The sequence below is a fragment of the Xanthomonas sp. 3498 genome (assembly GCF_014199795.1).
In the GTDB taxonomy this organism is placed as follows: Bacteria; Pseudomonadota; Gammaproteobacteria; order Xanthomonadales; family Xanthomonadaceae; genus Xanthomonas_A; species Xanthomonas_A rydalmerensis.
Genome location: NZ_JACHOH010000009.1, coordinates 33,297 through 58,141 on the forward strand (window position 1 = coordinate 33,297; position 24,845 = coordinate 58,141).

The 24,845-nt window shown below is 69.8% G+C and carries 26 protein-coding genes; 11 read left to right on the forward strand and 15 right to left on the reverse strand.

The window, feature by feature from the left end:
* Nucleotides 1-187 precede the first annotated feature (187 nt).
* The 3 genes from GGR66_RS19925 to GGR66_RS19935 form a co-directional block, all read right to left on the reverse strand.
* Nucleotides 188-1,204, reverse strand: a complete 1,017-nt coding sequence (locus GGR66_RS19925) for a 3-oxoacyl-ACP synthase III (RefSeq protein WP_160964646.1) — start codon at nucleotides 1,202-1,204, stop codon at nucleotides 188-190.
* 102 nt (nucleotides 1,205-1,306) lie between these two features.
* Entirely contained in the window at nucleotides 1,307-1,624 is a 318-nt protein-coding gene (locus GGR66_RS19930) for a DUF4156 domain-containing protein (RefSeq protein WP_017907737.1), read from the reverse strand.
* A 121-nt stretch (nucleotides 1,625-1,745) separates the two neighbouring features.
* Nucleotides 1,746-4,622: a pitrilysin family protein gene (locus GGR66_RS19935; protein WP_184450177.1), complete on the reverse strand. Its 2,877-nt coding sequence runs from the start codon at nucleotides 4,620-4,622 to the stop codon at nucleotides 1,746-1,748.
* 411 nt (nucleotides 4,623-5,033) lie between these two features.
* Here GGR66_RS19935 and GGR66_RS19940 point away from each other — a divergent pair, with 411 nt between their 5' ends.
* The 4 genes from GGR66_RS19940 (at nucleotide 5,034) to GGR66_RS19955 (ending at nucleotide 7,540) form a co-directional block, all read left to right on the forward strand.
* The gene (locus GGR66_RS19940) at nucleotides 5,034-5,510 is read left to right on the forward strand and encodes a hypothetical protein (RefSeq protein ID WP_160964650.1); all 477 of its coding nucleotides are present in this window, start codon (nucleotides 5,034-5,036) and stop codon (nucleotides 5,508-5,510) included.
* A gap of 41 nt (nucleotides 5,511-5,551) precedes the next feature.
* A complete protein-coding gene (locus GGR66_RS19945; RefSeq protein ID WP_184450179.1) occupies nucleotides 5,552-6,031 on the forward strand; it encodes a tRNA (cytidine(34)-2'-O)-methyltransferase in 480 nt (159 codons plus the stop codon).
* 187 nt (nucleotides 6,032-6,218) lie between these two features.
* Nucleotides 6,219-7,076, forward strand: a complete 858-nt coding sequence (locus tag GGR66_RS19950) for an AraC family transcriptional regulator (RefSeq protein ID WP_184450182.1) — start codon at nucleotides 6,219-6,221, stop codon at nucleotides 7,074-7,076.
* A gap of 56 nt (nucleotides 7,077-7,132) precedes the next feature.
* Nucleotides 7,133-7,540 (forward strand): DUF2000 domain-containing protein, encoded by a 408-nt coding sequence (locus GGR66_RS19955; protein ID WP_184450184.1) that lies wholly within the window; start codon nucleotides 7,133-7,135, stop codon nucleotides 7,538-7,540.
* A 24-nt stretch (nucleotides 7,541-7,564) separates the two neighbouring features.
* On the opposite strand, the gene GGR66_RS19960 is transcribed toward GGR66_RS19955, so the two are convergent.
* Nucleotides 7,565-8,254 (reverse strand): DUF1349 domain-containing protein, encoded by a 690-nt coding sequence (locus GGR66_RS19960; protein ID WP_184450186.1) that lies wholly within the window; start codon nucleotides 8,252-8,254, stop codon nucleotides 7,565-7,567.
* Between the two features lie 148 nt (nucleotides 8,255-8,402).
* Between GGR66_RS19960 and GGR66_RS19965 the strand changes: the two genes are divergently transcribed.
* Entirely contained in the window at nucleotides 8,403-8,945 is a 543-nt protein-coding gene (locus GGR66_RS19965) for a TetR family transcriptional regulator (RefSeq protein ID WP_184450188.1), read from the forward strand.
* A 247-nt stretch (nucleotides 8,946-9,192) separates the two neighbouring features.
* Nucleotides 9,193-9,765 carry an Ax21 family protein gene (locus GGR66_RS19970; protein ID WP_048490709.1) on the forward strand — a complete coding sequence of 191 codons (573 nt, stop codon included), beginning with the start codon at nucleotides 9,193-9,195 and terminating at the stop codon, nucleotides 9,763-9,765.
* Nucleotides 9,766-9,944: 179 nt separating this feature from the next.
* On the opposite strand, the gene GGR66_RS19975 is transcribed toward GGR66_RS19970, so the two are convergent.
* The 5 genes from GGR66_RS19975 to GGR66_RS19995 form a co-directional block, all read right to left on the reverse strand.
* The gene (locus GGR66_RS19975; RefSeq protein ID WP_184450190.1) at nucleotides 9,945-10,970 is read right to left on the reverse strand and encodes an NAD(P)H-dependent glycerol-3-phosphate dehydrogenase; all 1,026 of its coding nucleotides are present in this window, start codon (nucleotides 10,968-10,970) and stop codon (nucleotides 9,945-9,947) included.
* Between the two features lie 18 nt (nucleotides 10,971-10,988).
* A complete protein-coding gene (secB, locus tag GGR66_RS19980) occupies nucleotides 10,989-11,507 on the reverse strand; it encodes a protein-export chaperone SecB (protein ID WP_017907745.1) in 519 nt (172 codons plus the stop codon).
* An 85-nt stretch (nucleotides 11,508-11,592) separates the two neighbouring features.
* The gene (locus tag GGR66_RS19985) at nucleotides 11,593-12,027 is read right to left on the reverse strand and encodes a rhodanese-like domain-containing protein (RefSeq protein ID WP_019797227.1); all 435 of its coding nucleotides are present in this window, start codon (nucleotides 12,025-12,027) and stop codon (nucleotides 11,593-11,595) included.
* A gap of 53 nt (nucleotides 12,028-12,080) precedes the next feature.
* On the reverse strand, nucleotides 12,081-12,500 hold the full coding sequence (locus tag GGR66_RS19990) for a hypothetical protein (protein WP_184450192.1): 420 nt from the start codon (nucleotides 12,498-12,500) through the stop codon (nucleotides 12,081-12,083).
* 43 nt (nucleotides 12,501-12,543) lie between these two features.
* The gene (locus tag GGR66_RS19995; protein ID WP_184450195.1) at nucleotides 12,544-13,014 is read right to left on the reverse strand and encodes a YiiD C-terminal domain-containing protein; all 471 of its coding nucleotides are present in this window, start codon (nucleotides 13,012-13,014) and stop codon (nucleotides 12,544-12,546) included.
* A gap of 33 nt (nucleotides 13,015-13,047) precedes the next feature.
* On the opposite strand from GGR66_RS19995, the gene GGR66_RS20000 reads away from it, so the two are divergent.
* From GGR66_RS20000 to GGR66_RS20010, 3 genes are all read left to right on the forward strand, one after another.
* A complete protein-coding gene (locus tag GGR66_RS20000) occupies nucleotides 13,048-13,830 on the forward strand; it encodes a uroporphyrinogen-III synthase (protein ID WP_184450197.1) in 783 nt (260 codons plus the stop codon).
* A gap of 112 nt (nucleotides 13,831-13,942) precedes the next feature.
* On the forward strand, nucleotides 13,943-14,923 hold the full coding sequence (locus tag GGR66_RS20005; protein ID WP_184450199.1) for a uroporphyrinogen-III C-methyltransferase: 981 nt from the start codon (nucleotides 13,943-13,945) through the stop codon (nucleotides 14,921-14,923).
* Nucleotides 14,920-16,188 carry a heme biosynthesis HemY N-terminal domain-containing protein gene (locus tag GGR66_RS20010; protein ID WP_184450201.1) on the forward strand — a complete coding sequence of 423 codons (1,269 nt, stop codon included), beginning with the start codon at nucleotides 14,920-14,922 and terminating at the stop codon, nucleotides 16,186-16,188. Before GGR66_RS20005 ends, GGR66_RS20010 begins: the two co-directional genes overlap by 4 nt.
* A 426-nt stretch (nucleotides 16,189-16,614) precedes the next feature.
* On the opposite strand, the gene GGR66_RS20015 is transcribed toward GGR66_RS20010, so the two are convergent.
* Both GGR66_RS20015 and GGR66_RS20020 read right to left on the reverse strand, forming a co-directional pair.
* Nucleotides 16,615-17,181 carry a hypothetical protein gene (locus GGR66_RS20015; RefSeq protein WP_184450203.1) on the reverse strand — a complete coding sequence of 189 codons (567 nt, stop codon included), beginning with the start codon at nucleotides 17,179-17,181 and terminating at the stop codon, nucleotides 16,615-16,617.
* A 179-nt stretch (nucleotides 17,182-17,360) separates the two neighbouring features.
* Entirely contained in the window at nucleotides 17,361-18,641 is a 1,281-nt protein-coding gene (locus tag GGR66_RS20020) for an acetyl-CoA C-acetyltransferase (protein WP_184450205.1), read from the reverse strand.
* Nucleotides 18,642-18,747: 106 nt separating this feature from the next.
* Here GGR66_RS20020 and GGR66_RS20025 point away from each other — a divergent pair, with 106 nt between their 5' ends.
* Together GGR66_RS20025 and GGR66_RS20030 are read left to right on the forward strand one after the other, a co-directional pair.
* Entirely contained in the window at nucleotides 18,748-19,635 is an 888-nt protein-coding gene (locus GGR66_RS20025) for a hypothetical protein (RefSeq protein WP_184450207.1), read from the forward strand.
* A 215-nt stretch (nucleotides 19,636-19,850) separates the two neighbouring features.
* Complete coding sequence (locus tag GGR66_RS20030) at nucleotides 19,851-20,417, forward strand: NADAR family protein (RefSeq protein WP_184450209.1); 567 nt, start codon at nucleotides 19,851-19,853, stop codon at nucleotides 20,415-20,417.
* Between the two features lie 141 nt (nucleotides 20,418-20,558).
* Here the strand turns inward: GGR66_RS20030 and GGR66_RS20035 are convergent, their stop codons facing one another.
* The 4 genes from GGR66_RS20035 to GGR66_RS20050 form a co-directional block, all read right to left on the reverse strand.
* Nucleotides 20,559-21,185: a superoxide dismutase family protein gene (locus GGR66_RS20035; RefSeq protein ID WP_160964680.1), complete on the reverse strand. Its 627-nt coding sequence runs from the start codon at nucleotides 21,183-21,185 to the stop codon at nucleotides 20,559-20,561.
* 79 nt (nucleotides 21,186-21,264) lie between these two features.
* On the reverse strand, nucleotides 21,265-21,840 hold the full coding sequence (locus GGR66_RS20040) for a superoxide dismutase family protein (RefSeq protein WP_184450211.1): 576 nt from the start codon (nucleotides 21,838-21,840) through the stop codon (nucleotides 21,265-21,267).
* A 252-nt stretch (nucleotides 21,841-22,092) separates the two neighbouring features.
* Nucleotides 22,093-23,523, reverse strand: a complete 1,431-nt coding sequence (ntrC, locus tag GGR66_RS20045) for a nitrogen regulation protein NR(I) (protein WP_160964684.1) — start codon at nucleotides 23,521-23,523, stop codon at nucleotides 22,093-22,095.
* 10 nt (nucleotides 23,524-23,533) lie between these two features.
* Nucleotides 23,534-24,565, reverse strand: coding sequence for an ATP-binding protein (locus GGR66_RS20050; RefSeq protein ID WP_160964686.1), 1,032 nt, complete (start codon nucleotides 24,563-24,565; stop codon nucleotides 23,534-23,536).
* Between the last annotated feature and the right edge of the window lie 280 nt (nucleotides 24,566-24,845).

Genomic DNA, 24,845 nt, shown 5'->3' on the forward strand with positions numbered 1-24,845 from the left:
ATGCCCCTTGCATCAGCCCTCAGCTCCAAGCCTTCAGTAAGCTGGATTGCAGTGCGTTCGTTGGGATGGCGGTACCCAGATGCTAAGAAAAAGCCGAATTCATATACACGACAGTAGTGCCATGTATCGTTTCGGCAGCTTTTCTATGCGTGTCGCAGAGACCGCTCAGGCGTCTCTGCGCAATCCACTACCAGACCACCTCGGCCATCGAGCAGTTCAGGCCCGAGCCGATGCCCATCAGCGCGATCCGGTCGCCCTTCTTCAGGCGGCCCAGCTCGCGCAGCTTGCTCAGCACGATCGGCACGCTGGCCGGGCCGATGTTGCCGTATTCGCCGAAGATGGTCATGACCTTCTTCTGGTCGATGCCGAAGCTCTTCATGAAGGCCTTGGTGTGCGGAAGGCTGACCTGGTGGATGACGAACTGGTCCAGTTCGTCCACCGCCCAGCCCAGCGCCTGCCGCGCGGCGGCGAAGGTCTTCTGGCCCAGCTTGAGGCCTTCGATCAGCAGCATCCGGGTGTCGGTGACCATGCGGTCCATGTTGCCCCGGCACAGGGCGTTCCACTGCGTGGCCGAGCGGGTCACGCCGCCGCGGTAGCGCGGCGCATCCGGTGCCAGCTCGGTACGCGTCATCACCATCGCCACGGCACCGCAGCCCAGGGTCAGGGTCGCCATTTCGTCGCGGAAGGCGTCGGCGGTCAGGTCCTGCGAGGCCATCCGCTCCAGGGTCTTCTCGTACACCAGGTTGGCGGTCTCGCCATCGACCACCATCGCATAGTCGATCTCGCCACGCTCGATCATCCGCGCCGCGATGTCCATGCCGTTGATGAAGGCGAGGCAGGCGTTGGCGACGTCGAAGGTCATGCACTGCTCGCTCACGCCCAGATTGCCGGCGACGATGCTGGCGGTGGACGGCTCCAGGTAATCGCGGCTGACCGAGGTATTGACCAGCAGCCCGACCTGTCCGGCCTCGATGCCCGCATCGCCCATCGCCTTGCGCGCCGCCAGCGTGGCCACGTCCGAAGCCTGCAGGTCCTGGTCCCACATGCGCCGCGCGTGGACGCCGGCGATGTCGCCGAGCACGTCGGCGCGGATCCGCAGCCGGTCCAAGGTCGGCTGCAGGCGCGCATTGATCTGCTTGGAGGTCAGCGTATGCGGCGCGTCGATATGCGCCAGTCCCGCGATCGAGACGTTGGTGAAAAGCATCGAGGTGTACGCCAGGGTCAGGCGAGGGGGCGCCAATTCTAGCGGTTACACCGTTTTACCGCATCTTTAACAAATCCCCGAAAAGCGTATGGTCTGAGCGGTTCAGCGACCGCCACACTGGTAGGCGGTGAAGCGCTGGTCGCCGTCGACCGGGTCGCCCATCGCCTGCACGGTGTTGGCGCCCACGCCGGGCGCCTCGTTGCGGGCCAGGGTCTCCAGCTCCTCGCGCACCCGCAGCGGGTTGCGCTGGTAGAAGCCGACGCTGCTCTTCACCGACACCACCACCTCGCCGCGCTTCTCGCAGCCGCTGGCCGCCTGCCCCGGAGGCAGGACCCGCACGCCCTTGCCCTCTGGCGCCATCGGGACCCAGGTGCAGCCGGCGAGCGTGGCGAGCAGGACGAAAGCGATCGGTAGACGCATGGACAAGCCCGTTGGCAGGTGAATCCGGATTGTGCCGCAAAACGCTGAATCCGCCATGACAACGCCGGCGCACACCCGGCCACAGCGCGCGCCAGCCATCGCCGACGCGCGCCCATTCCGGTCAACGCTGAGCCGGGACCGCCGCCGCACCGCTTTGCGGCACCCCGTCGGCATCGATCACCGTGACCTCGCCCAGCTTCAGCGCGCGCACCGGCGCCTCGATCTGCTTCAGGTCGCCCACCACCACCCAGGTCAGGCTGTTCGGATCGAGCATCGACGCCGCCTCGCGCACCTGCGCCGGGGTCATCGTCTCGATCTCGGCCTTGCGCTTGAACACGTAGTCGTCGGGGCGGCCGTAGCGCACGATGCCGCCGATCGCACCCATCACCGCGCTGGCGGTCTCGTAGGCACCGGGCAGGCTCAGGGTCTGGATGTTGCGGATGCGCGCCACCTCTTCCGCCGTCGGCGGTGCCTTGCCGTTGGCGAAGGCACTGATTTCCTTGGACATCTCCTGCAGCGCCGGCGCGGTCTTGTCGATCTGCACCGGCGCCGAGGCGGTCCACGGCCGCTGGCCGAGCGCGCTGGCAGCGCCGCTGCGCGCGCCGTAGGACCAATGCTTGTTCTCGCGCAGGTTCATGTTCAGGCGCGAGGTGAAGTCGCCGCCGATCACGCCGTTGGCCATGTCGAAGCGGACCGCCGCCGGATCGGTGGTCGGCGGCACCAGTTCCGACGCGAACAGGTTGGCCTGCACCGCGCCGGGCTGGTCGATCAGGTACACGCGCGGCTTGGCCGGGCGCGCCACGCTGGCCGCGGCCGGCACCGACGGCGCCTGGCCCTCGCTCTTCCAGTCGCCGAACTGCGCATCCAGCAGCGGCACGATCTCGCCCAGGGTGGTATCGCCGACCACGATCACGGTGGCGTTCTCCGGACGTACCCAGTCGCGGTGGAAGTCGACTAGGTCCTCGCGCTGCAGGGCCGCGATCGCCGCCTCGGTGCCGGTGCCGCTGAACGGGATCGCATACGGATGGCCGGCGCCGTACAGCAGCGGCGGCAGCACCCGCATCGCCACGCCGTTGGGCTGCGCCTTCTCCTGGCGGATGCCGGCGATCCAGCTGGCGCGGATCCGCTCGATCTCGTTCGGCGCGAAGCGCGGCCGCCGCAGCATGTCCGCATACAGCGCCAGCGACGGCGCCAGGTTTTCCTTCAGCGCCGACAGATAGGCGTTGCTGCCGTCCAGCGAGGCGCCGGCGGACAGCGACGCGCCCAGCGCGTCGGCCGCATCGGCGAACGCCAGCGCATCGCGCTCGCCGGCGCCCTCGTCGAGCATGCCCATGGCGAAACTGGCCGTCCCCGGCTTGCGCCCCTGGTCGGCACTGTAGCCGCCGCGGAACTCGTAGCTGAACTGCACCACCGGCACGTCGTGGCGCTCGGCCAGGATCACCGTGCTGCCGTTCTTCAGCGTGGCGCGCTGCAGCGCCGGGAACTTCAGCTGCGGGAACTGGGTGGTCTTGGGCGGACCGGCGCTGCGGTCGACCACGCTGGGCAGGACGCGGTACTTGGGATCGGCCGGCGGCGGGTTCAACGGCGCCGGTTGCACGGTCGGCTCCTCGGCCAGGGCCACGCGCTCGCCCGGCTGGACCAGCAAGGTGTAGTCGCCCTTGCCCAGCCACTTGCGGCCGACCGCGGTCAGGTCGCGCGAGCGGGTGGAGGCGATGGTGGCCAGCGAGGTGCGGAAGCAGCCGGGGTCGCCGGTGTACACCGCGCACTCGGCCAGCACGTCGGCCTTGCCGCCGAAGCCGCCGATGCGCTCGACGCCGCGGATGAAGCCGGCACGGAAGGCGGTCTTGGCGCGCGCCAGTTCGGCCTTGTCCGGCCCCTTGTCCAGCAGCCGACGCACTTCCTCGTCGATCGCCGCCTCGACCTTGGCCGGGTCCACGCCCTGCTTGACCATGGCGATGATGCCGAAGCCGGAACCGAGCTGCGACGGCCAGACCGAGGCACTGATCTGGTCGACCAGCTTGTCCTCGTGGACCAGGCGCCGGTCCAGCCGCGAGGACTTGGCGCCGCCCAGCACCTGCGCCAAAAGTTGCAGGCGGTCGACATCCTCGGTGCCGGTCTGGGCCACGTTCCAGACGCGGTAGATCCGCGTCTGCGGCACCTTGTCGGTCATGGTCTCGCGGGTGGACTGGCTGCGCTGGGCGACGTCGACCTTGGGCTGGGCCATGGTCGGGCCGGCCGGGATGTCGCCGAAGTAGCGCGTCACCTTTTCCTTGGCCGTGGCCACGTCGATGTCGCCGGCCAGCACCAGCACCGCGTTGTTGGGCCCGTACCAGGTGCGGAACCACTGCTTCACGTCGGCCAGCGAGGCCGCGTTGAGGTCGTTCATCGAGCCGATGACGGTGTGGTGGTACGGGTGGCCGGCCGGGTACAGCGCGCGGCTCAGCCGGCTCCAGGCCTGGCCGTACGGCTGGTTTTCGCCCTGGCGCTTCTCGTTCTGCACCACGCCGCGCTGTTCGTCCAGCGCGGCCTGGTCGATGGCGCCGAGCAGGTGGCCCATGCGGTCCGACTCCATCCACAGCGCCATGTCCAGCGCAGTGGTCGGCACGTTCTCGAAGTAGTTGGTGCGATCGCTGTTGGTGGTGCCGTTCTGGTCGGTGACGCCGACCTGCTTGAACGGCTCGAAGAACTCGCCGTGGTGGTTCTCGCTGCCCTGGAACATCAGGTGCTCGAACAGATGCGCGAACCCGGTGCGCCCGGCCGGCTCGTCCTTGGCGCCCACGTGATACCAGAGGTTGACCGCCACGATCGGCGCCTTGCGATCGGTATGCACCACCACCCGCAGTCCGTTCGGCAGGGTGAATTGCTCGTAGGCGATATCCACCGACGTGGCGGCGGCAGGCCGGGCCGCCGTCGAGGGCGGCACGTAGCTCAGTGCGCCGAGTGCGGCGGACAGGGCAATGGCCAGCAGGGCGCCACGCGGGCGGGTCGAGACGGTCATGCGGATCCTTCTTCCTTGGGGCCAGTAAACAGCCGGTGAACGCCGATCGTACCGGGCGTACCGCCCTGCGCGTATTCCGCCGTTGTCGCTGACGTCCTTCTTCGACGGCGTCGCAGCCGCACCACTAGCGGCCGGCTGCCGGCGCGGACGGTGCCGCGGTGTCCGCGTCCGGCGTACGCGAGCGCCCGGGTGTCCGCCCGCGGACACTTTATTGGAATCAATTCCCTTGCAAATACAGTTACTTGGAGTTGGCACGCAGCATGCGTACACATCCTCGAGCGCAACAGATGCCAGCAGTAAGTGAACGAAAGCTTAATGAAACTGCGGAAAGCAAAAAAGCTGTTGCAGCCCCTGATTAGGTGTACTACATTACTACCACACCACTGATCAACAACACCAACGAGGCCCGCCATGAAAACCACCACCCTGCTCCTGACCGCCGCCATCGCCGCCCTGTTCGCCGCGCCGTCCTTCGCTGCCACGCAGATCGCCACCCTGGATACCGTGCAGGTGCGCCCGTCGGCCGACCAGATCGCCCAGCACACCATCGAACAGGCCAGCGGCATCGCCACCCTGGCGGCGGTGCAAGTGCGCCCCTCCGCCGAGCAGATCGCCCAGCGCGAGGCCGAGCTGTCCAGCCGCATCGCCACTCTCGCCGCGGTGCAGGTGCGCCCGTCGGCAGATCAGCTGGCCGAACGCGACATGCAACAGGCCGCCGGCCAGCGCGTGGTGACCCTGGCCACCGTGCAGGTGCGCCCGGATGCGGACATGGGCAGCATGCTGGCGATCGGCGACGTGGTCGGCGACACGCTGGACACCGCGATGCTGCAGTTGCAGCCGAGTCTGCAGAAGCTGGGCCAGGACCTGGCGGTCGGCCTGGTGCGCTGAACCCGCACCAAGCCCTCCACGCCGGCGCGTACACTGCGCCGATGATCGCGACCCCAACGCTGCACGTTCTGCTGTATCAGCCCGAGATTCCGCCCAACACGGGCAACGTCATCCGCCTCTGCGCCAATACCGGCGCGCAACTGCACCTGATCGAGCCGCTGGGCTTCGACCTCGGCGACCGCCAGCTCAAGCGCGCCGGCCTGGACTACCACGAATACGCACGACTGCAGGTCCACGCATCGCTGGAAGCGGCCCTGCAGGCCATCGCCCCGCGCCGCCTGTTCGCCCTGAGCACCCGCAGCAGCACCCGCTACGACACACCCGCCTTCGCCGACGGCGACGCCTTCCTGTTCGGCCCGGAAACCCGCGGCCTGCCAGACGTCGTGCTGGAACAAGTGCCCGACGCGCAGCGCCTGCGCCTGCCGATGCAACCGCACAACCGCAGCCTCAACCTGTCCAACGCGGTCGCGGTGGTGGTGTTCGAGGCCTGGCGACAACTGGGATTTCCCGGCGCCGACTGAGCGTAGGGCACGCGCCCGGAAGCGAAGATGCTTCGATCAAAGGGCAGCGAAAACCTCCGCAGCCTCTCCCTCCCGATCGCGCCGCGTCCAGCTTGAAGCCCATGACGCTCCGTTCCTACACTGGATCTCGGCGCATCCTCTGGATCCAGCGAGAACGCCACCTGTCGTGCCCCATCAGGTTTCGCGAATGGCATCGAACACCCAATCCGACGCCAGTGACTGGGTCAGGATCCGCCGCGACCGGGAGACCGGCATCGAAAGCGTGCATGCGCATTTCCGCGGGCATGCCTACGATCCGCACGATCACGACGAAGTGCTGGTCGGCGTGACCCTGCAGGGCCTGCAGCGCTTCCGTTGCCATCGTTCGCTGCACACCAGCACGCCCGGGCGCGCCATCCTCATCGAGCCTGGCGCGGTCCACGATGGACATGCGCCCGCCGAGGACGGTTTCACCTACGCGATGCTCTACCTGCCTCAGCGCTGGGTGGCCGGCGCACTGCAACGCCTCGGCCAGGAGGACATGTCCGCGCTCCATCCGGCGTTCCGCACGACCTTGGCCGACGACGCGGCGCTGAGCGCGGCGATACGCCAGGCCTTCCTCGCGATCCATCAACGCGAAGGCCGGCTGGCGCGGGACCAGAGCCTGGACCGCATGATGCGTCTGCTGTCTCCGCAACTGTCGGCCGAGGCGCAACGCCCGTGCGCGTCCACGCCAACGGTGGCGCGCGCCAGGGATTTTCTGCACGCGCAGATGGAGCGCGACATCAGCCTCGATGAGCTTGCCGACCACGCCGACCTGGATCGGTTCCGCCTCACCCGGCAATTCCAGCGCACGTTCGGCCTCTCGCCGCATGCCTACCTGATCCGGCTGCGCCTGCGCGTTGCCCGTGCCCTGCTGGCGGATGGACAGGAACCGGCGGACGTGGCGCTCAAGGTCGGATTCGCCGATCAGAGCCATCTGGGCCGCTGGTTCAAGCGCGCCTACCGGCTCACACCGGCCGCATACCAGCGGCAATGTGCCGGCGGTGCTGCACAGGCGTTCTAGAACGCGGCGGCGGCAACTCGGACCATGCCCGCGTCATCCAGACTGCGGAGTTGCACATGTTCGACACCAAAGTGGCCATCATCGTCCGCAACGACCTGGCGATGTGGCAGCGCCTGAACGTCGCCGCCTTCCTGGCGACGGGCGTCGCCGCGGCCGCCCCAGACGCCATGGGCGACCCTTACATCGATGCCAACGGCCATCGCTACGGCTACCTGCTCGGCCAGCCGATGCTGGTGTTCGAAGCCGATCTCGACGGGCTTCGGGCCGCGCACCGGGTGGGGTTGGCCCGCGAGATCACCGTGCTGCCGTATGTCTTCGCCATGTTCTCGACGGGCAATGACGCGGCCAATCGCCAGGCGTTCGCGGCGGAAGATCCTGGCGCTCTGAACCTGGTGGGGCTCGGCCTGCGCGGACCCAAGAAGGCCATCGAAAAAGCCACCAAGGGCCTGGCACTGCATCGTTAGACGCGCGCTGGCGCAGGCGAGGCGTCAGGAGAGATCGTGCAGATCCTTGCCCAGCACCGGTCCCAGGCTCCAGTCGGAGAAGCGGACGTTCAATCCCTCGCGCTCCGGCGTGCAGGTCATCGGGCCGACGAGGTAAGAGGACGCAACCGGGAACGGACACAACCGCACCAGCGGCCAGTATGTCCCGTCGCGCGAGACCTGCAGGCGCAGCACGCCCTTGTCCACCGTGGCGCGCATCCAGAAATCCGAGGCGTCCGCTTCGTACGGGCCGGTGGCCCAGTCCGAGCGGCCGTCGGTCAACACGCTGCTGAGCATCGGCCGTCCATCGCTCAGTTCGATACCGGCCTTCACCCAACGCCGCTCGTCGACCCGGACCATGAGGCCGGCCTGGTCGTAGAGCTGCTCGAATTTTCCGCGGACGCGGAGCTGGCAGGTGAAGCGCGCGGGCGCGGCGATGCCGAGAAAGTGCCCGCTGTCGCGGGTGAACCCGTAGTGGGTTTCGCGCCAGAAGTCGCTGCCCTTGTCGGTGACGACCTCGAGCACGCCGTCGGGCAGGATCCGATGGACCTTCGGTGCATTGAGCCAGGTGCCCGCCTCCCAACCGGAAGGCGCCACCGCGCGTGCCCCGGTGGCCAGCACGACGCCACCGGCGGCGAGGCCGCCCAAGGTCGCCCGGCGGCCGATATCCACGTCCCGCTCACCGGAATTCGCCATCGTCCTGCTCCTCACGTCGCTGCTTCGGAGGCGCCATCGCTGCGATGGCCTTCGTCGACCTCATCGGCAAATTTGTACATCCGTACCAATTGAGGTGTCAACCGCGAACTGCGATCATCGGCCTTCGTCGAAACAGCGTTGGACAGGCATGAGCGGCAGGACCTGGCGCCAGGATCCGCACCGGAAGGAAGCGATCGAGCAGGCCGCGCTGCGGGTGATCCTGGAGCACGGCGTCGCGGGCACCACGTTCCGCAAGGTCGCCGAGGAAGCCGGCGTTCCGCTCAGCGCCACCACGTATTACTTCGGTTCGATGCACGCGCTGCTGGTGGCCGCGTTCACCCGGTTTTCCCAGGACGTGTCCACCGACTTCGCCGCCGAAATCCGCGCCGCGCAGAACCACGCGCAGGCCTGCGAGGCGGTGGTGAACATCGTCTTCGCCGAGGGCACGGCGTCCCCACGCGTGCTGCTGCTGAGCTACGAGCTGTATGCCTTCGCCCGCCGGCATCCGGAGATGACCGCGATCATGCAGCAGTGGATGGCCAGGAGCCGGGCGGCCCTGGAAACGCATTTCTCCGCCACGGCGTCCGCCGCCATCGACGCCTTCATCGAAGGCGCGACGATCCACCGCTCGGTCGTGCCCATGGACAGGCGACGGGTGCACGATGCGATCGAGAAGCTCGCCGCGCTGTAAAGAGTGGTCGCGGGAGCAAAGCGCGTTGCAGCCGGCGATGGCACGCCCGAATCAGGACTTCGTTGTTCTGAAAGAACCGGATGCCCGCCCAAACAATGCACCTCACCCGCCTGAACGGGGCGTTTAATTTATGCACTAGTTAGTTTGGGATTCAGGGCGAGTTCGGGTCGCTAACGGATAATTTACATATCGGCAGCGAACGGCCCCACGCCTCAGCGCCGACAACCAATAACGAAGGTACCCGATTATGAAGACCTCTCTGCTTGCTCTCGGCCTCCTGGCCACCCTGCCGTTCGCCGCTTCGGCTGCCGAAGGCCTTTCCTACAACTACGCCGAAGCCGGCTACGTCAAGACCGACGCCAACGGCGGCGACGCTGACGGTTGGGCGGTGAAGGGTTCCTACGCGTTCCACCCGAACTTCAGCGTGTTCGGCGACTTCAACCGCCAGAAGACCGACTTCGGCGACGTGCGCGTCGACCAGTGGCGCGTCGGCGCCGGCTACAACCACGAGATCGCGACCAGCACCGACCTGGTGACCCGCGTGGCCTACAACCGTTTCGCCCCGGAATACGGCACCAAGTTCAACGGCTGGAGCGCCGAAGCAGGTATCCGCACCGCGTTCAACCCGTACCTGGAAGTCTATGTCCTGGGTGGTTACGAGGACTACCTGAAGAAGGACGGCATCAATCCGGAAGGCGAGTTCTACGGCCGTCTGGGTGCCCAGGCCAAGCTGAACCAGAACTGGGGCCTGAGCGCCGACCTGAAGATGGACCGCAACGGCGACAAGGAATGGTTCGTCGGTCCGCGCTTCAGCTGGTAAGCGTTGCCTAGCGCTGCGCGCGTCGTCTCTCTCTCCCGCCGCGCGCGGTTCGGAAAGCCCGGTCCCACGACCGGGCTTTTTTTTGCCTGTCGATCCGGCCGTCGTCCATTACGCGCTGGCGTGCAGATACGCAAACGCCCGGCCAGGCCGGGCGTTTGCGTTTCCGGCAGTGGGCCGGATCAACTGAACAGGGTGGTCGGGTACTCGGGCTTCTGTTCGCGCGCCAGCAACTGCTGCAGGCCGACCGCCGGGGTCAGTTCGCCGTGCAGGACCGCGCGCACCGCATTGGAGATCGGCAGATCGATGCCGTGGCGCTCGGCCTGGCGCATCACCTCGTCGGCGGTCTGCACCGACTCGACCACCTGCCCGATCGCGCGCACCGCCTCCTGCAGCGGCTGCCCACGCCCCAGCGCCAGACCCAGCCGGCGGTTGCGCGACAGGTCGCCGGTACAGGTGAGCACCAGGTCGCCGAGTCCGGCCAGGCCCATCAGGGTCTCCGGCTTGGCGCCGATCGCCGCGGCCAGCCGCAGCATCTCGTTGAGGCCGCGGGTGATCAGGCCGGCACGGGCGTTGAGGCCCAGCTCCATGCCGTCGGCCACGCCGGTGGCCACCGCCAGCACGTTCTTCATCGCCCCGCCCAGCTCGGCGCCGACCATGTCGTCGCCGGTGTAGGCGCGGAAGGTCGGGCCGTGCATCGCGTCGGCGACCTGCTGCGCGAACGCGGCATCGCCGTGCACGGTCACCGCGGTCGGCAGGTCCAGGGCCACTTCCTTGGCGAAGGACGGGCCGGTGACCACCGCCAGCGGCACCGCCTCGCCGAGGATCTCCTGCGCCGCTTCGTGCAGGAAACGCCCCGACCCGGGCTCGAAACCCTTGGTCGCCCAGGCCACGCCGGCCTGCGCCGGACGCAGCGGCGCCAGCTGGCGCAGGGTCTCGGTGAACGCATGCGACGGCACTACGACCAGGATCCAGTCGGCGCCGTCGATGGCCGCCGCCAGGTCGGTGGTGGCCTGCAGGCCCTCCGGCAGCGCGATCCCCGGCAGATAGCGCGGGTTTTCGTGGCGCTGCCCGATGGCCTCGGCGACCACGGCATCGCGGCCCCACAGCACGGTGGGATACCCGTGCCGCGCGGTGAGCGACGCCAGCGCCGTGCCCCAGGACCCGGCGCCGAGGACGGCGATCTTCTTCTTGGCGTTATCGCGCATGCGCAACGGCGAACGCGCTCAGGCGTTGCCGGCCGGCTCCGAATCGGCCAGCGACTGGCCCTCGCCCTGCTGCGCACGCTGGCGCAGGGTCTCGGCGTACAGGGCCTCGAAGTTGATCGGCTGCAGGAAGAACGGCGGGAAGCCGCCGGCCTGGATCAGGTCGCTGACCAGCGAACGCACGTACGGGAACAGGATGCTCGGGCACTGGGTGCCGAGCAGCACGTCCACCGCCTGCGGGTCCAGGCCGACCAGGCCGAACACGCCGGCCTGCTGCACTTCGGCCACGTAGGCGGTCTTGCCGCCGGCGGTGCAGGTCAGGGTCACGGCCAGCACGACTTCGAAGGCCTGCTCGTTCAGCTGCTGCACGCGCTGGTTGAGGTTGAGCTGCAGTTCCGGCTGGGCGTTGTCGTTGAACACCGACGGCGCGTTGGGGGACTCGAAGGACACGTCCTTGACGTAGATCTTCTCGATGGTGAAAGCGGGGCCGGCCGCGGCGTCGGCCGGCGCCGCGGCGCCGTTGTTGGTGAGGTCGGACATTGCGTGACTCCGGTGGATTCGGTGACAGAAAGAAACGGGATTATCACACGCCGGCCGCGACCCTCGGGTCCGGCCGGACGCGGTCTCAGCGGCCCTTGACCAGCGGCAGCTCGGCCTGCTGCCAGGCGGCGATGCCGCCCTCCAGCACGTAGACCTGCTCGAAGCCGGCCTTCTTCAACTGCTTGGCGGCGCCGTCGGCGGTGGTGCCGGTGCGGCAGACCAAGACCACCGGCTGCGCCTTGGCGTTGGCCACCAGCTTGTGCTCGGGGCCGAACTGGCTGGCGGTGGCGTTGCGGCTGCCGGCGATGTGGCCCTTCTCGAAATCGGCCGAGGCCGACAGGTCGACCAGCACCGCGTTGCCGGCGTTGATCAGGCGGGTCAACTCGGCTGGCCGCAGGCTCTTGTAGCCACGGAACAAGCGCGCCACTTCGGTGACGATCAGGGCGATGGTCAGGCCCACCAGGGCCAGGGCCAGCATCGGGTTGCGGCCGGCGAAGGCCAGCAGTTCTTCGAAGTTCACGGGACTCGGGGGCGGGAAGCGGGCGCCGATTGTCGCACAGCTCGGCGACCGCGCTACTGGCCGTTCCACAGGTCCGGCAGGCCGTCCTGCAGCCACCAGGTCTTGGCCTCGGGATCCCAGCGCCAGCGCTCGCGGTAGCGGACGATGCGTTCGGCCTGGGTATTGCGGTTGATCACGCCCAGTTCGATCTCGCGCAGCGCCTCGCCGTCGCCCACCGCGGCGCCGCCGACCTTGTAGGAGGAGACCTGGATCTGCCGGTAGCGCTCCAGTTGCAGGTCGGTCAGCGGGTGCGCCTGGCGGTAGGCCGGATCCACGACCTGCCAGGCGGTTTCGAACTCGCTCCAGCGCACCGCGGCGGCGTAAGCGGTCTGCAGGTCGTCGAGCTTGCGCTGTTGCGCGCGGCTGCCGGCCACGGCCGCGCCGGTCCAGCCCAGCAGCAACAGCAGCGCGAGCGCGCGGAACATCGAAGGCATGGTGGCGTCCAGGGCGGCGCGCGGGGCGCGCGATCCGCGCATCCTACCCCTTGGCGATGGCCACGAAGCGACCGCTCAGGATCGCCGCCGCCGCCTCGCCGGGGACACCGACCTGGGCCTGGATGCCGATGCGGGCACGGCCGCGCTGGCGGAAGGTGTTCACGAACACGTCCCAGTCGCCCTCGGGGTCGGCATTGGCCTGGGCGTGTAGATCGGCGTACAGCGGCGCCAGATAGCGCACCTGGCTGTCGGCGACATAGACGTCGGCCTGCAGGCCGGCGCGGTGCAGTTCGCAGTTGACCAGTCCCCAACCGGCCAGGGTCATCACCGAGCCCAGGCTGCCGCCGAAAGCGTTGCCCTTGTCGTTGATGTTGGCCGCCAGCGGTGCGACCAGCTGCAGGCGCTGGTCGGCATAGCCGTGCACGGCGACCTGCAGTGCGGCCACCGGCGGCATGGCCTGGAACTGCCGCTGCAACTGCTGCAGGAACGCCTCGAAGGAAAGATCCGCTGCCATGGTGCGATTGTGCTGCCGGTGGGGGCTCGCATAATGCCTGGCATGAGCGCGCATGCAACCGCCGCCCCGACCTGGACCCTGATCTCGCTGCGCCCGCAGGGCGAGCACGCGCCGCTGCGGCGGGCGGCGGCGCGCTGCGGCGGACGCGTGCTGGCGGTGTCGCCGTGGCAGCTGCGGGCGCGCGCCGATCCCGCCACCCGTGCGGCCCTGGCCGCGGCGCTGGACGCGCCGCGGGTCATCGTCAGCAGCCCGGCGGCGGTGCGCGCGGCAGCGGCGCTGCAGCCGCTGGCGGCACGTCCAGGCCAGTGCTGGCTGGCGGTGGGTGCCGGCACGGCGCGCGCGCTGCGCCAGCACGGCATCGCCGAGGTGGCGACGCCGGCGCGGATGGACAGCGACGGCCTGCTGGCGCTGCCGGCACTGGCCGCGCGCGACCTGCCGGTGGGACTGATCACCGCCCCCGGCGGGCGCGGCCTGATCGCCGCGCATCTGCAGGCGCGCGGCACCCCGCTGCTGCGCGCCGACGTCTATGTCCGCGAACCGGTGCAACTGCGCCCGGCCGACCTGGCCCGCCTGCGTGCGGCGCCGCCCGGGGTGCTGGCCTTGAGCAGCGGCGAGGCGCTGCAACAGGTGCTGGCGCAGTTGCCCGAGGACCTGGCGCAGGCCTGGCGCGCGCGGCCGGTGGTCGCGGCCAGCGCGCGCCTGGCGACCCTGGCGGCGGACCTGGGATTCGTCGACGTCGCGCAGGCGGCCGGACCGATGCCGCAGCAACTGGTGGCCGCCGCGGCGGCGATCATAACGCGCTTGCCACCTCGCTGAACGCGGACTTGCGCCCGGGTTGCGGCCGCGGTGCCGATCACGCCATGCTCCGGCGGTGCCGCGCCGACCGCCGCCTTGCTCGCGACGGGCGACGGCCCTCAGGACGCTGCCGATGACCGACGAAATCCCGATCACGCCTCGCCGTTCCACACGCTGGATCTGGTTGCTGCTGGTACTCGCCACGCTGGCCGCGTTGGCGTTCGCCGGCTGGCGTGGCTGGGACTGGTGGCAGGCGCGCAGCGCGCGCGAACTGGCCCAGCAATCGGACCTGCAGCAGCAACTGCAGGCCTTGCAGCAGGCCCAGGACAGCCTGCGCCGCGATCAGCGCGCCACCGTGCAGCGGTTGCAGGACGCGGCCAGCACCAACCGCGTGCTGCGCGATGAGATGCTCGGCCTGAGCCAGCGCAGCGCGCTGCTGGAGGCCAATGTCGCCAAGCTTGCCGACTCCAACCGCCACGGTGCGCAGGCGCTGCGCCTGGACGAGGTCGAGTTGCTGCTCAACCAGGGTCAGCAGCGGCTGCTGCTGGCCGGCGATGCGGCCGGTGCGCGCCGCGCCTATGCCCTGGCCAGCGGTGTGCTGGACGGCATCGACGATCCGCAATTCCTCAACCTGCGCCAGGCGCTGCTGCAGGAACGCACCGCCCTGGATGCGCTGGGCGACGGGCCGCAGGCGCGCCTGGCGGCGCAACTGGATGCCTTCTCTGCCAGCCTCGCCGCCCTGCCGAGGCAATTGCCGGAAAACGCACAACAGCCGCTGTGGCAGCGCGTGCTGGCGCCACTGGTGAAGATCCGCCCCTCGCAGGGCGGCGTGTTGGTCGCCAGCTCGGAGCGAGTTGCTGCCCACGATGCGCTGCAGCTGGACCTGACCCTGGCGCGCGCGGCGCTGGAACGCGGCGACACGCGCGGCTATCGCAGCGCACTGGCCGGCGCCGGGCGCTGGCTGTCGCGGCTGTGGCCGGAGTCGCCGCAACTGCGCGAACGCCGCGCCGCGCTGCGCACTCTGGCCAACGCTGATCTGCGCCCGACCATTCCCGAACTGGGAACCACCCTGCAGCAGTTGCGCGCGATGCGCGACGCAAGGAGCCCGTCATGAAATCCCTTCGTTCCCTGATCGTGCTGTTGATCGTCATCGCGCTGGGCGTGATCGGTGCGCAATGGCTGGGGCAGGACCAGGTGCGCCAGTTGGGCGAGGTGATCGTGCGCGTCGGCGGCACCGATTACATCGCCTCGCTCCCACAGGCGTCGCTGCTGCTGGTGATCGCGTTCCTGGCGCTGTGGCTGGTGTGGAACGTGCTCAGCTTCCCGTTCCGCGCCTGGGGTCGGCGCCGCCGCAAGCAGTCGCGCGCGCGCCTGCTCGATGGCCTGGCCGCCGCCCACGCCGGCCAGTGGACGCGGGCCGAGAAGCAACTCAACGCTGCCGCCGAGGACCCGGAGGTCACCGCCATCGCCCTGATCGCCGCGGTGCGGGCGGCCGATGCGCGTGGCGACCGCGAGGCGACCGAGCGCCATCTGCGGCGCCTGGGCGAACGCGATGCCGCCGCGCATGCACTGTTGCAGGCCGAACTGCACCTGGAGCAACAGCGTCCGGTCGATGCGATCAATGCGCTGGACGTGGCCGCGGCACAGCCGCTGCCGCCGCGCGGGCTGTTGCTGCGCACCGAGGCGCTGACCCGCATCGGCCGCGCCGGCGAGGCCTACGGCCAGCTCGGCGCGATCCGCCAGCAGCAGGCCTTGCCGCTGGAGGCGATCGCCACGCTGGAAACGCGTCTGGCCGCGGCCTCGCTGGACCAGGCCGGCGACGCCAATGCCCTGGCCGAACGCTGGGAAAGCCTGCCCAAGTCGCTGCGCAGCGAGCCGGCGGTGGTGGCCGCCTATGCGGTGCGCGCGGCGGCGCTGCGCTGGGACGATGCGGCGCTGCGCAGCCTGGAGCAGGCGCTGGACACGCGCTGGGACGAAGGCCTGGCCGCGCTGTACGGACGCCTGCCGGTGGAGAAGTACGATTCGCGTCGCGCCAGTGCGCAGCGCTGGCTGCAGGCGCATCCCGAGAGTCCGGCGCTGCTGCTGACCCTGGCGCGCCTGGCCCGCCACCAGCAGCAGTGGCCGCAGGCCGAGGAATTCCTGCATCGCGCGCTGGCGCTCGGCGCCGGTGCCGAAGCATGGGAAGTGTTCGGCGACGGCTATGCCGACGCCGGCGACATGCTCGCGGCGCAGCGCTGCTACGCCAATGCGCTGCGCGTGCAGCGCGGCGAACCCGCGCTGGCGTTGCCCGAGCCGGTCGCCCTGGTGACCCCGATCGCGGCGGATCCGGACAGCACGGAACGCCGCGACGACCATGGGTTCCCGCGGCTGGAAGGCTGAGTCCGGTACGACCGCGAGCGTAGGAGCGGCGCGCTCGTCCCTTCGGGATCAGCCGCGAGGCGCACGATCTGGAATGCCCGCCGTGGCGAAAGGGCGCCCCTGATCACCTGCTTCGCCACACTCAAGCAGCATGCGGTGTGCTGCTTGGCGCGACGGGCGTTCCTGGTAGAGCCCGTCGCGGCTGAAGCCGCTCCTACAAGACCCCCGGCGCGTCCTGCTGGTCGCTGGCGAAAACGCGTGCTGGATGCCACCAGACGCGGCGGCACACCCGCATCGCTCCGGGACCGGAGCGCAACTGCAACGACCCCAGGAGCGCGGCAGGATTCAAGGTTAACGGCGTGTGGCCATGGCCGCTGCGCCTCGATCATCCGGGCCAGGAGCCGTATAGCACCCGATGGGACCGGCCGACTGCCCACGCCCGCTCGCTCAGCGCCGCAAGGCCGGCGGCAGTGCCGGCAGGCGCGCCAGGAACGCGGGTGCCAGGCCCTTGTAGCGCGCATAGCGCTCGTCCATGCGCCGTGGCACCAGGATGCGTGCGCCGAACATGCCCCAGATCAGCATCACCAGGAACACGGCGCCTCCCAGCCAGAACCCGCCCTCGTCGCCGACGGCGAATCCCAGCACCGGACCCACCAGGAAGGCAGCGGCGCTCAACAGGATGAACCGGTTGCGCCGGCGGCGATGCTCCGCGCACATCCCCAGCACGTGGCTGCTGCGCTTGCGCGCGACCAACGCCGCGATCGCATAGACCAGGATGCTCACCAGGATCAGTGCGTACCAGCCTGGCGCGTGCCAGTAGAAGGTGCGCTTCTTCAGCTCGTCGTTGCGTAGCGCCACCCCGCACTTCACGCAATGCGGAGGGAACGGCGCGTCGCGCAGGCACAGCAGCTCGTTGCCGTCGCGCCATAGCGTCTCGCCCGGCAGCGGCGGCAGGCTGGACGAGGTGGCGACGCTTGGCGCCTGGTATGGATTGAAACTGCCCTGCTCGGTCATGGCCTGCGCCCCCTGCGCGCCGTGTCGCCCGCGTGGCGCGGACGAATCGGCGGGCATGGTAGCGCGACCGATGCGCGCCATGAGCGCCTTCGATCGGACGGCGTCAGGAGTGGCCGGCGGCCGAGGCCGGCGCGTGGGACGAGCACGGGCGCATGCTCACGCACGGCCCGCGGACGCGCTCAGCGTTCGACGATCGCCACCACGCCCATGCCCCCGGCGGTGCAGATCGAGATCAGCGCGCGGCCACCGCCGCGTTCGACCAACTGCTTGGCGACGGTTGCGACGATGCGCGCGCCGGTGGCGGCAAAAGGGTGGCCAGTGGCCAGCGACGAGCCCACCGGATTGATCTTGGCAGGGTCGATCTGCCCCAGCGGCGCGTCCAGGCCCAGCCGGGTGCGGCAGTAATCCTCGCTCTCCCAGGCGCGCAACGTGCACAGCACCTGCGCGGCAAAAGCTTCGTGGATCTCGTAGATGTCGAAGTCCTGCAGGCGCAGGCCATGGCGCTTGAGCATCTCGGGCACGGCCACGGTCGGGGCCATCAGCAGGCCTTCGCCGTGCACGAAATCCAAGGCCGACACCTGCGCATCGCGCAGATAGGCCATCGGCACATGGCCATGCGCCTGCGCCCATTCTTCCGAGGCCAGCAGCACCGCGGCGGCACCGTCGGTCAGCGGGGTCGAATTGGCCGCGGTCAGGGTGCCGCGGCCGCTGACCTTGTCGAACGCCGGCTTCAGCGTGGCCAGCTTCTCCAGCGAGGTGTCCGCGCGCAGGATGTTGTCGCGCTCCACGCCGCGGAACGGCGCGATCAGGTCGGCGAAGAAGCCGCGCTCGTAGGCGGCGGCCAGCTTGTGGTGCGAGGACACCGCCCAGGCGTCCTGCGAATCGCGGGAGATGTTCCACTGCTTGGCCATGTCCTCGCAGTGGTCGCCCATGCTCTTGCCGGTGCGCGGCTCGGCCACGCCTGGGAACTCGGGCTTGAGCTCGGCGAACTTGAAGCCGCGGGTCAGCGCGCGCAGCTTGTCGCCGGCGCTCTTGGCGCGGTTGGCCGCCAGCAGCCGCGCGCGCAGCTTCTTGCCGTAGACGATCGGCACTTCGGAGGTGGTGTCCGAGCCGCCGCCGATGCCCGACTCGATCTGCCCCAGCGCGATCTTGTTGGCCACGGTGATGATGCTGTCCAGGCTGGTGCCGCAGGCGCGCTGCAGGGTGATGCCCGGGGTCAGCGGCGACAGCCCGGAGGACAGCGCGGCCTCGCGGCCCAGGTTCCAGTCGCTGGAATGCTTGATCACCGCACCCATCGCCACTTCGCCCAGCTGCTGCCCATGCAAGCCGTAACGCTCGACCAGCGCGCCCAGCGTGCGCACCGACATGCCGAGGTTCCCGACATCCGCATACGCCGTGTTCTGCCGGCAAAACGGAATGCGGACGCCGCCGAGAATGGCGACGGGACGGGCTGCTGGCATGGGATTACCTCGCGCGAGGGGAGTCGGGGACATGGCCTGCACGTTAGCGCAGGCATAATGAAGCGAGTGTAGCTATGCGCCCGCGACGGGCCAACCGCCAATCCCCATGACCGAAGCCTTCGCCAACAGCCACGCCCGCGGGGTCATCGCCCTGGAATTGTCCTCCGGGCGCGAACCGGCGCATCCGGCGCTGCCGCACACCCAGGCCGCCGAGCTGGCCGAGAAGGTCGGCCGCGACCTGGCGCAGCTGGTGCCGGCGGTGCGCGATCTGGAGCTGAGCCTGGCCGGCGCGCATTTCGACCCGGCCGAAGCATTGCGACCGGGCTGGCCGCTGCACCGGCGCCTGGAAGAACTCAGCGCTCGTGCGCCAGGCCGCGCCGATGGCCCGCGCCTGCTGGCCTTCGGCACCGATGCCGACGGCAGTGTGCCGCTGCCATTCCAGGCCGACGCCGGTCTGCGCGGCGGCGCGCTGCGGATCGTGCCCTTCCTGCTCAGCGGCCCCGACGACACCGTGCAGGCGGTGGCCGCGGCGCTGGAGGAGGTGCTGCTGGCGCAGGGCATGGCCCAGGCCGACACCGCGCTGCTGGCGCAGCAGGGCTTTGGCGCGCAGGTCGAGCACGCCCGCTACCTGACCGGCAACGACCTGGCGGCGATGATGTCGATGCAGTACGACAACCAGGGCCTGGCGCCGCTGTGGCCGTTGATCGAGACCGCACTGCTGGCGCCGGACCAGGAAGAATGGCTGCAGGCCCCGCCCGAGCCGCTGCTGCGCTACCGCGGCGGCGAGGTGCGCATGGCCCTGTTCGATCCGGCCAGCTGGTGCGCGCACTACGCCTACGACCGCCAGGATTGCGACCGCCTGCAACGGGTCTACGAGCAGTATCTGGCCCGGCAGCGGCAACTGGCCGCGGTGCTGGAGGCCCACGGCCTGCAGGTGCTGTACGTGCACTGCGAAAGTGGGCAGGACGCGAAGCAGGCGTTGCTGGCGGCCTGAGCGGCGTTCGCACGGCAACCGCGGTGCATCACGCCGAAGCAAGCGCCTGTATTCCACCGCGCGGGTACGCGTAACCTCGCCACCCACTGCAATCCCGGTCCAGCGCCAGGCCAGGCATGGCGGCATGCGGCCGGATAGCGGCTGCCAGTACTGGCCCAACACCCTGGCGCTGCGGTGGTGCGCAGGCACTTCATCTCATTAGTAGCGAGGACATCATGCGCGACGTGTTGACCGTGGAAGCGCTGTGCGAACGCCGACAGGCCGGCGAACACCTGAAATTCGTCCACTTCTGGGGGCACACGCCGAAGCAGGCCGGCGCCATCGACCGCAGTTGCTTCAGCCAATGGTTCGAGGCGCCCTTCGTGCTCGATTCGGTGTCCTACCCGACGGCCGAGCACTACATGATGGCCGGGAAGGCGCGGCTATTCGGCGATCACGCAGCCTGCGCCCGCATTCTGGCCGCATCCCATCCAAAGGAAGCAAAGGCGATCGGGCGGGAGATCCACGGTTTCGATGAACCGACCTGGCGCGACGCCCGCATGCAGTTGGTCATCGAGGGCAACCTGGGCAAGTTCGGCCAGCATGCGGCGCTGAAAGCCTTCCTGCTCGGGACCGGGGATCACGTGTTGGTCGAAGCCAGCCCGGTCGACCGGATCTGGGGCATCGGCCTGGCCGCGGACGACCCGCGCGCAGCCGACCCGAGGACGTGGCAGGGCGAGAATCTGCTGGGCTTCGCCCTGATGCAGGTTCGCCAGCAGCTGGCGGAATCAGGTCATCACTGATCGCGGCGCTGCTGCGACACCAAGACGCGGCCCGCCTCGCCACCGATTGCCCAGCGGCGTTGAGGCAGGTCGACATCCAATGCCCGGGGATACCGGCGCCCGCACACGCGGACGCCGGCATCGTGACCATCCAGCGGCTGCTTACTGCGCCGGCGCGGCCGCGGCGTCGCCCTTGATCACGCCGCAGGCCAGACGGCCGCCGGCGTTGCCGGTGGGCTGGCTCTTGTAGTCGTCCGGGTCGGCGTGGACGATCACCGCGTGGTTGAGGATGTCGAAACCATCGCCCTTGCCGATGTTGACGTTGTTGGACACCGCCGCATCGATGGTCGCCTTGCCCTCGGCATCGGCCTTGAGGTTCGGCATGTCGCCGCCGTGGTGCGGATCGCTGCCGACCTGGCCGTGCTCGGTCTTGGCCGGATTGAAGTGGCCGCCGGCGCTGCTACCGTCGGGCGCGCTGCAATCGCCGAACTCGTGGATGTGGAAGCCGTGCTCGCTGTTGGGCTTGAGCCCGGTGATGGTGCCGGTGACGTGCACGGCGCCGTCGACGGTGGTGAACTTGACCTCGCCGGCCACTTCGTTGCCCTGGGTCGGGCTGAGCGAGGCGCTGGCGCTGCCGGTGGCATTGGACGTGGCCGGCGGTGCGCTCGCCGCGGGGGCGGCAGCGGGTTCGGGGGTCGCCGCTGGCGTGGTTGCCGGCTCTTCGCGCTTGCAGGCGCTCAGCGCCAGGGTGGTGGCCAGGAACAACAGACTGGGAAGGGTACGACGCACGGGGGTTCTCCTTCGTTGCAGAGCCGCAGGATGCGGACGGACCTCCCAGGCGGACCCGGGCGGCAGTATCGAAGCGATGTCAGCGCAGCGGGCGAATCACGCCGCAGGCCACGCGTGCGCCGGCGTTGCCGGCCGGTTGGCTGCGGTAGTCGTCCGGATCGGCATGCGCCACCAGCGCGCGGCCGACGATGTCGTTGGCCGCGCCGCCGCCGAGCACAACGCCATGCAGCAGCACGTCGATCTGCGCGGTGCCATCGGCATTGGCGTTGAGGTTGTCCATGTCGCCGGCGTGGTGCGGGCCGTTGCCGGCGCGGCCATGCGATGCCCCGAGCGGATTGAAGTGGCCGCCGGCGCTGCTGGCATCGGCCGCGCTGCAATCGCCGCGCTCGTGCACGTGGAAGGCGAAGCTGCGGTTGGGCTGCAGGCCGCCGAGCGTGCCGGTGATGCGCACGCCACCCGGGGCCGCGACCAGCGACAGCTTGCCGCTGACCAGGCTGCCGGAGGCAGGCGCCAGCACAGCCTGCGCCTGCTGCACCGTACCGGCGCTGGGCAACGGCGGCGCCTTGGGCGGCGGTGGCGGCGCCTTGGGTGGCGCGCTGCTGCACGCGGCCAGCATCAACAAGGCGCTCGCGGCGAGGGGCAATCCATAACGCATCGACATCGACTCCTGTGTCAGGGCGAAACTAGAGGGGCAGCCGTGCAGACCTCATGAAGGCGCACGGGGCGCAGTCTAATCGGCGGGATTGGGGATTGGGGATTGGGGATTCGCAAAAGCGGGCGCCATGCAGCTCGGTGCACGGCCCTGTCACGCCATGCCGCAGCAAGCGTTCCACGCAGAGGGAGGCACCCGTCGGGCACGGGACGTCGCCGTTGCGAATCCCCAATCCCCAATTCCCAATCCCGCTCTTCAGCGCCGACGCCGCCCCGGCCCCAGCTTGCGCGTCACGGTATTGCGGCCCACGCCCAGGCGGGCGGCGGCCTCGGCGCGGCGGCCCTGGGTGAAGCGCAGCGCCACTTCCAGCAGCGCCTTGTCGAAGCGTTCGCGGGCTTCGGCGTGCAGGCCCTCGGCGCCGTCGGACAGGCGCTGCTGCGCCCAGGCCGACAACTGCGTGTCCCACTCGCCGCCGTCGCCGCTGCGCTCGCGGCGGCCGCCGCGCAGCAGGGCGGCCTCGACGTCGCCGGCATCGATGATCTCCGCCGGCGCCAGCGCGGCCAGGCGCCAGCACACGTTCTCCAGTTCGCGCACGTTGCCCGGCCACGGATAGGCGCGCAGCGCGTCCAGCGCCGCTGGCGCCAGCCGCTTGGGCGGGGTGTCGAGCTTGCGCGCGGCCATCGCCAGGAAGTTCTCGGCCAGTTGCGGCACGTCGGCGCGGCGCTCGCGCAACGGCGGCAACTGCAACCGCACCACGTCCAGGCGATGCAGCAGGTCGGCGCGGAAGCGGCCCTGTTCGACCAGCGCCTCCAGGTCCTGGTGGGTGGCGGCGATGACCCGCACGTCGACCCGGATCAGTTCGCGGCCGCCGACGCGGAAGAATTCGTTCTCGGCCAGCACGCGCAGCAGCCGGGTCTGCAGCGGCAACGGCATGTCGCCGATCTCGTCGAGGAACAGGGTGCCGCCGTCGGCCTGCTCGAAACGGCCGATGTGGCGGCGCTGGGCGCCGGTGAAGGCGCCGGCCTCGTGGCCGAACAGTTCGCTCTCCAGCAGTTCGGCCGGAATCGCGGCGGTGTTGAGCGCGACGAACGGCTTGCGCGCGCGCGGCGACTCGGTGTGCAGGGCATGCGCGACCAGTTCCTTGCCGGTACCGGTCTCGCCGTTGATCAGCACCGACAGCGGCGCCTGCGCCAGCCGGCCGATCGCGCGGAACAGCGCGCGCATCGCCGGGGTGTCGCCGATCAGTTCGGCGCTGCCCTGCCCGGCCGGCACCACCGCCGGCGTCGCGGCGATGGCACTGCCGGCATCGGGCAGCGCACGCGCGGCCAGCGCCACCGCATCGTCCAGGTCGAACGGCTTGGACAGGAACTCGTGGGCGCCGCCGCGGAACGCGCCGGCGGTGCTGGCCACGTCGGTGTAGGCGGACATCACGATCACCGGCAGTTGCGGATGCGCGGCCTTGAGCTTGTCCAGCAGCACCAGGCCATCGTCGCCGGGCATGCGCACGTCGGTGAACAGCAGGTCGGGCATGGGCCGCTGCGCCAGCGCCTGCAGCGCGGCGGCGGCGCTGTCGAAGCCGTCGACGCTGTAGCCGGCGTCGCGCAGCGCGGTGGACAGCACGAAGCGCACCGAACGGTCGTCGTCGACCACCCAGATACGTTGCGTTCCTTGCAGGGAATCGGTCATCGCAGTGCTCCTAATCGGTATCCGCTGCGCGCTGCGGCAGCAGCAGGGTGAACACGGTGTGGCCGGGGCGGGAGCGGTAGGTCAGCGAGCCGGCATGCTCGCGTGCCACCTGCTGGGCCAGCGCCAGGCCCAGGCCGCTGCCTTCGGCGCGGCCGCTGACCAGCGGCAGGAACAGGTGTTCGGCCAGTTCCTCGGGCACGCCGCGGCCGTCGTCGACGATCTCCAGGCGCAGACCGCGCGCATGCACGCGGTCGCGGATGCGCTGGCCGTGCTCGACGCGGGTGCGCAGCGTGACCTGCGCGGCGCCGGCCTGGATCGCGTTGCGCACCAAATTCCACACCGCCTGGGTGAGACGGTCCGCATCGCCGAGGAATTCGGGGATGCTGGGGTCGTAGTCGCGCTGCAGGCGTACCGACCAGCCGCCTTCGTTCTCGGCCAGGCGCAGCACCCGCTCCAGCACCGCATGGATGTTGAGCATGGCGTGCGGCCGCGCCGGCGCCGGCGACAACAACTGGTCGAGCAGGCTGTTGAGGCGCTCGATCTCGGCGCCGATCAGCTCGATCAGTTCGCGCTCGTCCTCGTCGCGGTGCTGGGCGCGGCGTGCCAGCAATTGCGCCGCCCCCTTGAGCCCGGCCAGCGGATTGCGCAGTTCGTGGGCCAGGCCCTTGAGCGCCGCACTGAGCGCGTTCGGCAGGGCCTGCGCCGGGTCCAGCGTGGGAAATTCGTCGACCGGGTGCGCTTCCAATAGCCAGCCGCCATCGTCCAGCCGCGACAGCCAGCCCTCGGCGAAGCGTGGGGGCTCGCCGGGCACGGCCAGGGCCATGCGATGCAGGCGCAGCACGTCGCGTTCGTCGTTGCGCAGAAACCGCGCCAGCGCATCGCCCTGCACTTCCAGCGAGGCCAGCGGCTGGTCGAGCAGGCGCCGCACGCTGACCCCGAGCCAGCGTGCGAAGGCGGGATTGGCGCCGCGCAGGCGGCCGTCGGTATCGGCCCAGACCACCGGAGTGCCGAGCGCGGAAAGAGGGGGCGGCGTGATGTTCATGGCCATTGCACCAATGTAGTGCAAAGCCTGGCAGGCGGCACGGGCGAGCGGCGCATGGCGCGCACCCTGTCCATGCGGACGGCGCGGCGTATGGACGCTCCCGCGCCGGCTGGCGGTGCTGCTCGGCCTTGGACCGCGCCGGAGAGAGCGGTGTTGCGACAACAGGGGGCTGTGGCGAGGCAAATGGCCACGCGGAATACCTCGATCGCTGGAGAATGGCCGGCGCTTCCCCCCAGGAAGCGCCGGCGAAGGCCGCGGTTGCGTGGGCCGGCCGCCAGGG

Excerpts from the sequence above, each read along its gene's own strand:
- GGR66_RS19925 (WP_160964646.1), bottom strand. The coding sequence starts at position 1,204 with ATGCTTTTCACCAACGTCTCGATCGCGGGACTGGCGCATATCGACGCG.
- GGR66_RS19930 (WP_017907737.1), bottom strand. The coding sequence starts at position 1,624 with ATGCGTCTACCGATCGCTTTCGTCCTGCTCGCCACGCTCGCCGGCTGC.
- GGR66_RS19935 (WP_184450177.1), bottom strand. The coding sequence starts at position 4,622 with ATGACCGTCTCGACCCGCCCGCGTGGCGCCCTGCTGGCCATTGCCCTG.
- GGR66_RS19940 (WP_160964650.1), top strand. The coding sequence starts at position 5,034 with ATGAAAACCACCACCCTGCTCCTGACCGCCGCCATCGCCGCCCTGTTC.
- GGR66_RS19945 (WP_184450179.1), top strand. The coding sequence starts at position 5,552 with ATGATCGCGACCCCAACGCTGCACGTTCTGCTGTATCAGCCCGAGATT.
- GGR66_RS19950 (WP_184450182.1), top strand. The coding sequence starts at position 6,219 with ATGGCATCGAACACCCAATCCGACGCCAGTGACTGGGTCAGGATCCGC.
- GGR66_RS19955 (WP_184450184.1), top strand. The coding sequence starts at position 7,133 with ATGTTCGACACCAAAGTGGCCATCATCGTCCGCAACGACCTGGCGATG.
- GGR66_RS19960 (WP_184450186.1), bottom strand. The coding sequence starts at position 8,254 with ATGGCGAATTCCGGTGAGCGGGACGTGGATATCGGCCGCCGGGCGACC.
- GGR66_RS19965 (WP_184450188.1), top strand. The coding sequence starts at position 8,403 with ATGAGCGGCAGGACCTGGCGCCAGGATCCGCACCGGAAGGAAGCGATC.
- GGR66_RS19970 (WP_048490709.1), top strand. The coding sequence starts at position 9,193 with ATGAAGACCTCTCTGCTTGCTCTCGGCCTCCTGGCCACCCTGCCGTTC.
- GGR66_RS19975 (WP_184450190.1), bottom strand. The coding sequence starts at position 10,970 with ATGCGCGATAACGCCAAGAAGAAGATCGCCGTCCTCGGCGCCGGGTCC.
- secB (WP_017907745.1), bottom strand. The coding sequence starts at position 11,507 with ATGTCCGACCTCACCAACAACGGCGCCGCGGCGCCGGCCGACGCCGCG.
- GGR66_RS19990 (WP_184450192.1), bottom strand. The coding sequence starts at position 12,500 with ATGCCTTCGATGTTCCGCGCGCTCGCGCTGCTGTTGCTGCTGGGCTGG.
- GGR66_RS19995 (WP_184450195.1), bottom strand. The coding sequence starts at position 13,014 with ATGGCAGCGGATCTTTCCTTCGAGGCGTTCCTGCAGCAGTTGCAGCGG.
- GGR66_RS20000 (WP_184450197.1), top strand. The coding sequence starts at position 13,048 with ATGCCTGGCATGAGCGCGCATGCAACCGCCGCCCCGACCTGGACCCTG.
- GGR66_RS20005 (WP_184450199.1), top strand. The coding sequence starts at position 13,943 with ATGACCGACGAAATCCCGATCACGCCTCGCCGTTCCACACGCTGGATC.
- GGR66_RS20010 (WP_184450201.1), top strand. The coding sequence starts at position 14,920 with ATGAAATCCCTTCGTTCCCTGATCGTGCTGTTGATCGTCATCGCGCTG.
- GGR66_RS20015 (WP_184450203.1), bottom strand. The coding sequence starts at position 17,181 with ATGACCGAGCAGGGCAGTTTCAATCCATACCAGGCGCCAAGCGTCGCC.
- GGR66_RS20020 (WP_184450205.1), bottom strand. The coding sequence starts at position 18,641 with ATGCCAGCAGCCCGTCCCGTCGCCATTCTCGGCGGCGTCCGCATTCCG.
- GGR66_RS20025 (WP_184450207.1), top strand. The coding sequence starts at position 18,748 with ATGACCGAAGCCTTCGCCAACAGCCACGCCCGCGGGGTCATCGCCCTG.
- GGR66_RS20030 (WP_184450209.1), top strand. The coding sequence starts at position 19,851 with ATGCGCGACGTGTTGACCGTGGAAGCGCTGTGCGAACGCCGACAGGCC.
- GGR66_RS20040 (WP_184450211.1), bottom strand. The coding sequence starts at position 21,840 with ATGCGTTATGGATTGCCCCTCGCCGCGAGCGCCTTGTTGATGCTGGCC.
- ntrC (WP_160964684.1), bottom strand. The coding sequence starts at position 23,523 with ATGACCGATTCCCTGCAAGGAACGCAACGTATCTGGGTGGTCGACGAC.
- GGR66_RS20050 (WP_160964686.1), bottom strand. The coding sequence starts at position 24,565 with ATGAACATCACGCCGCCCCCTCTTTCCGCGCTCGGCACTCCGGTGGTC.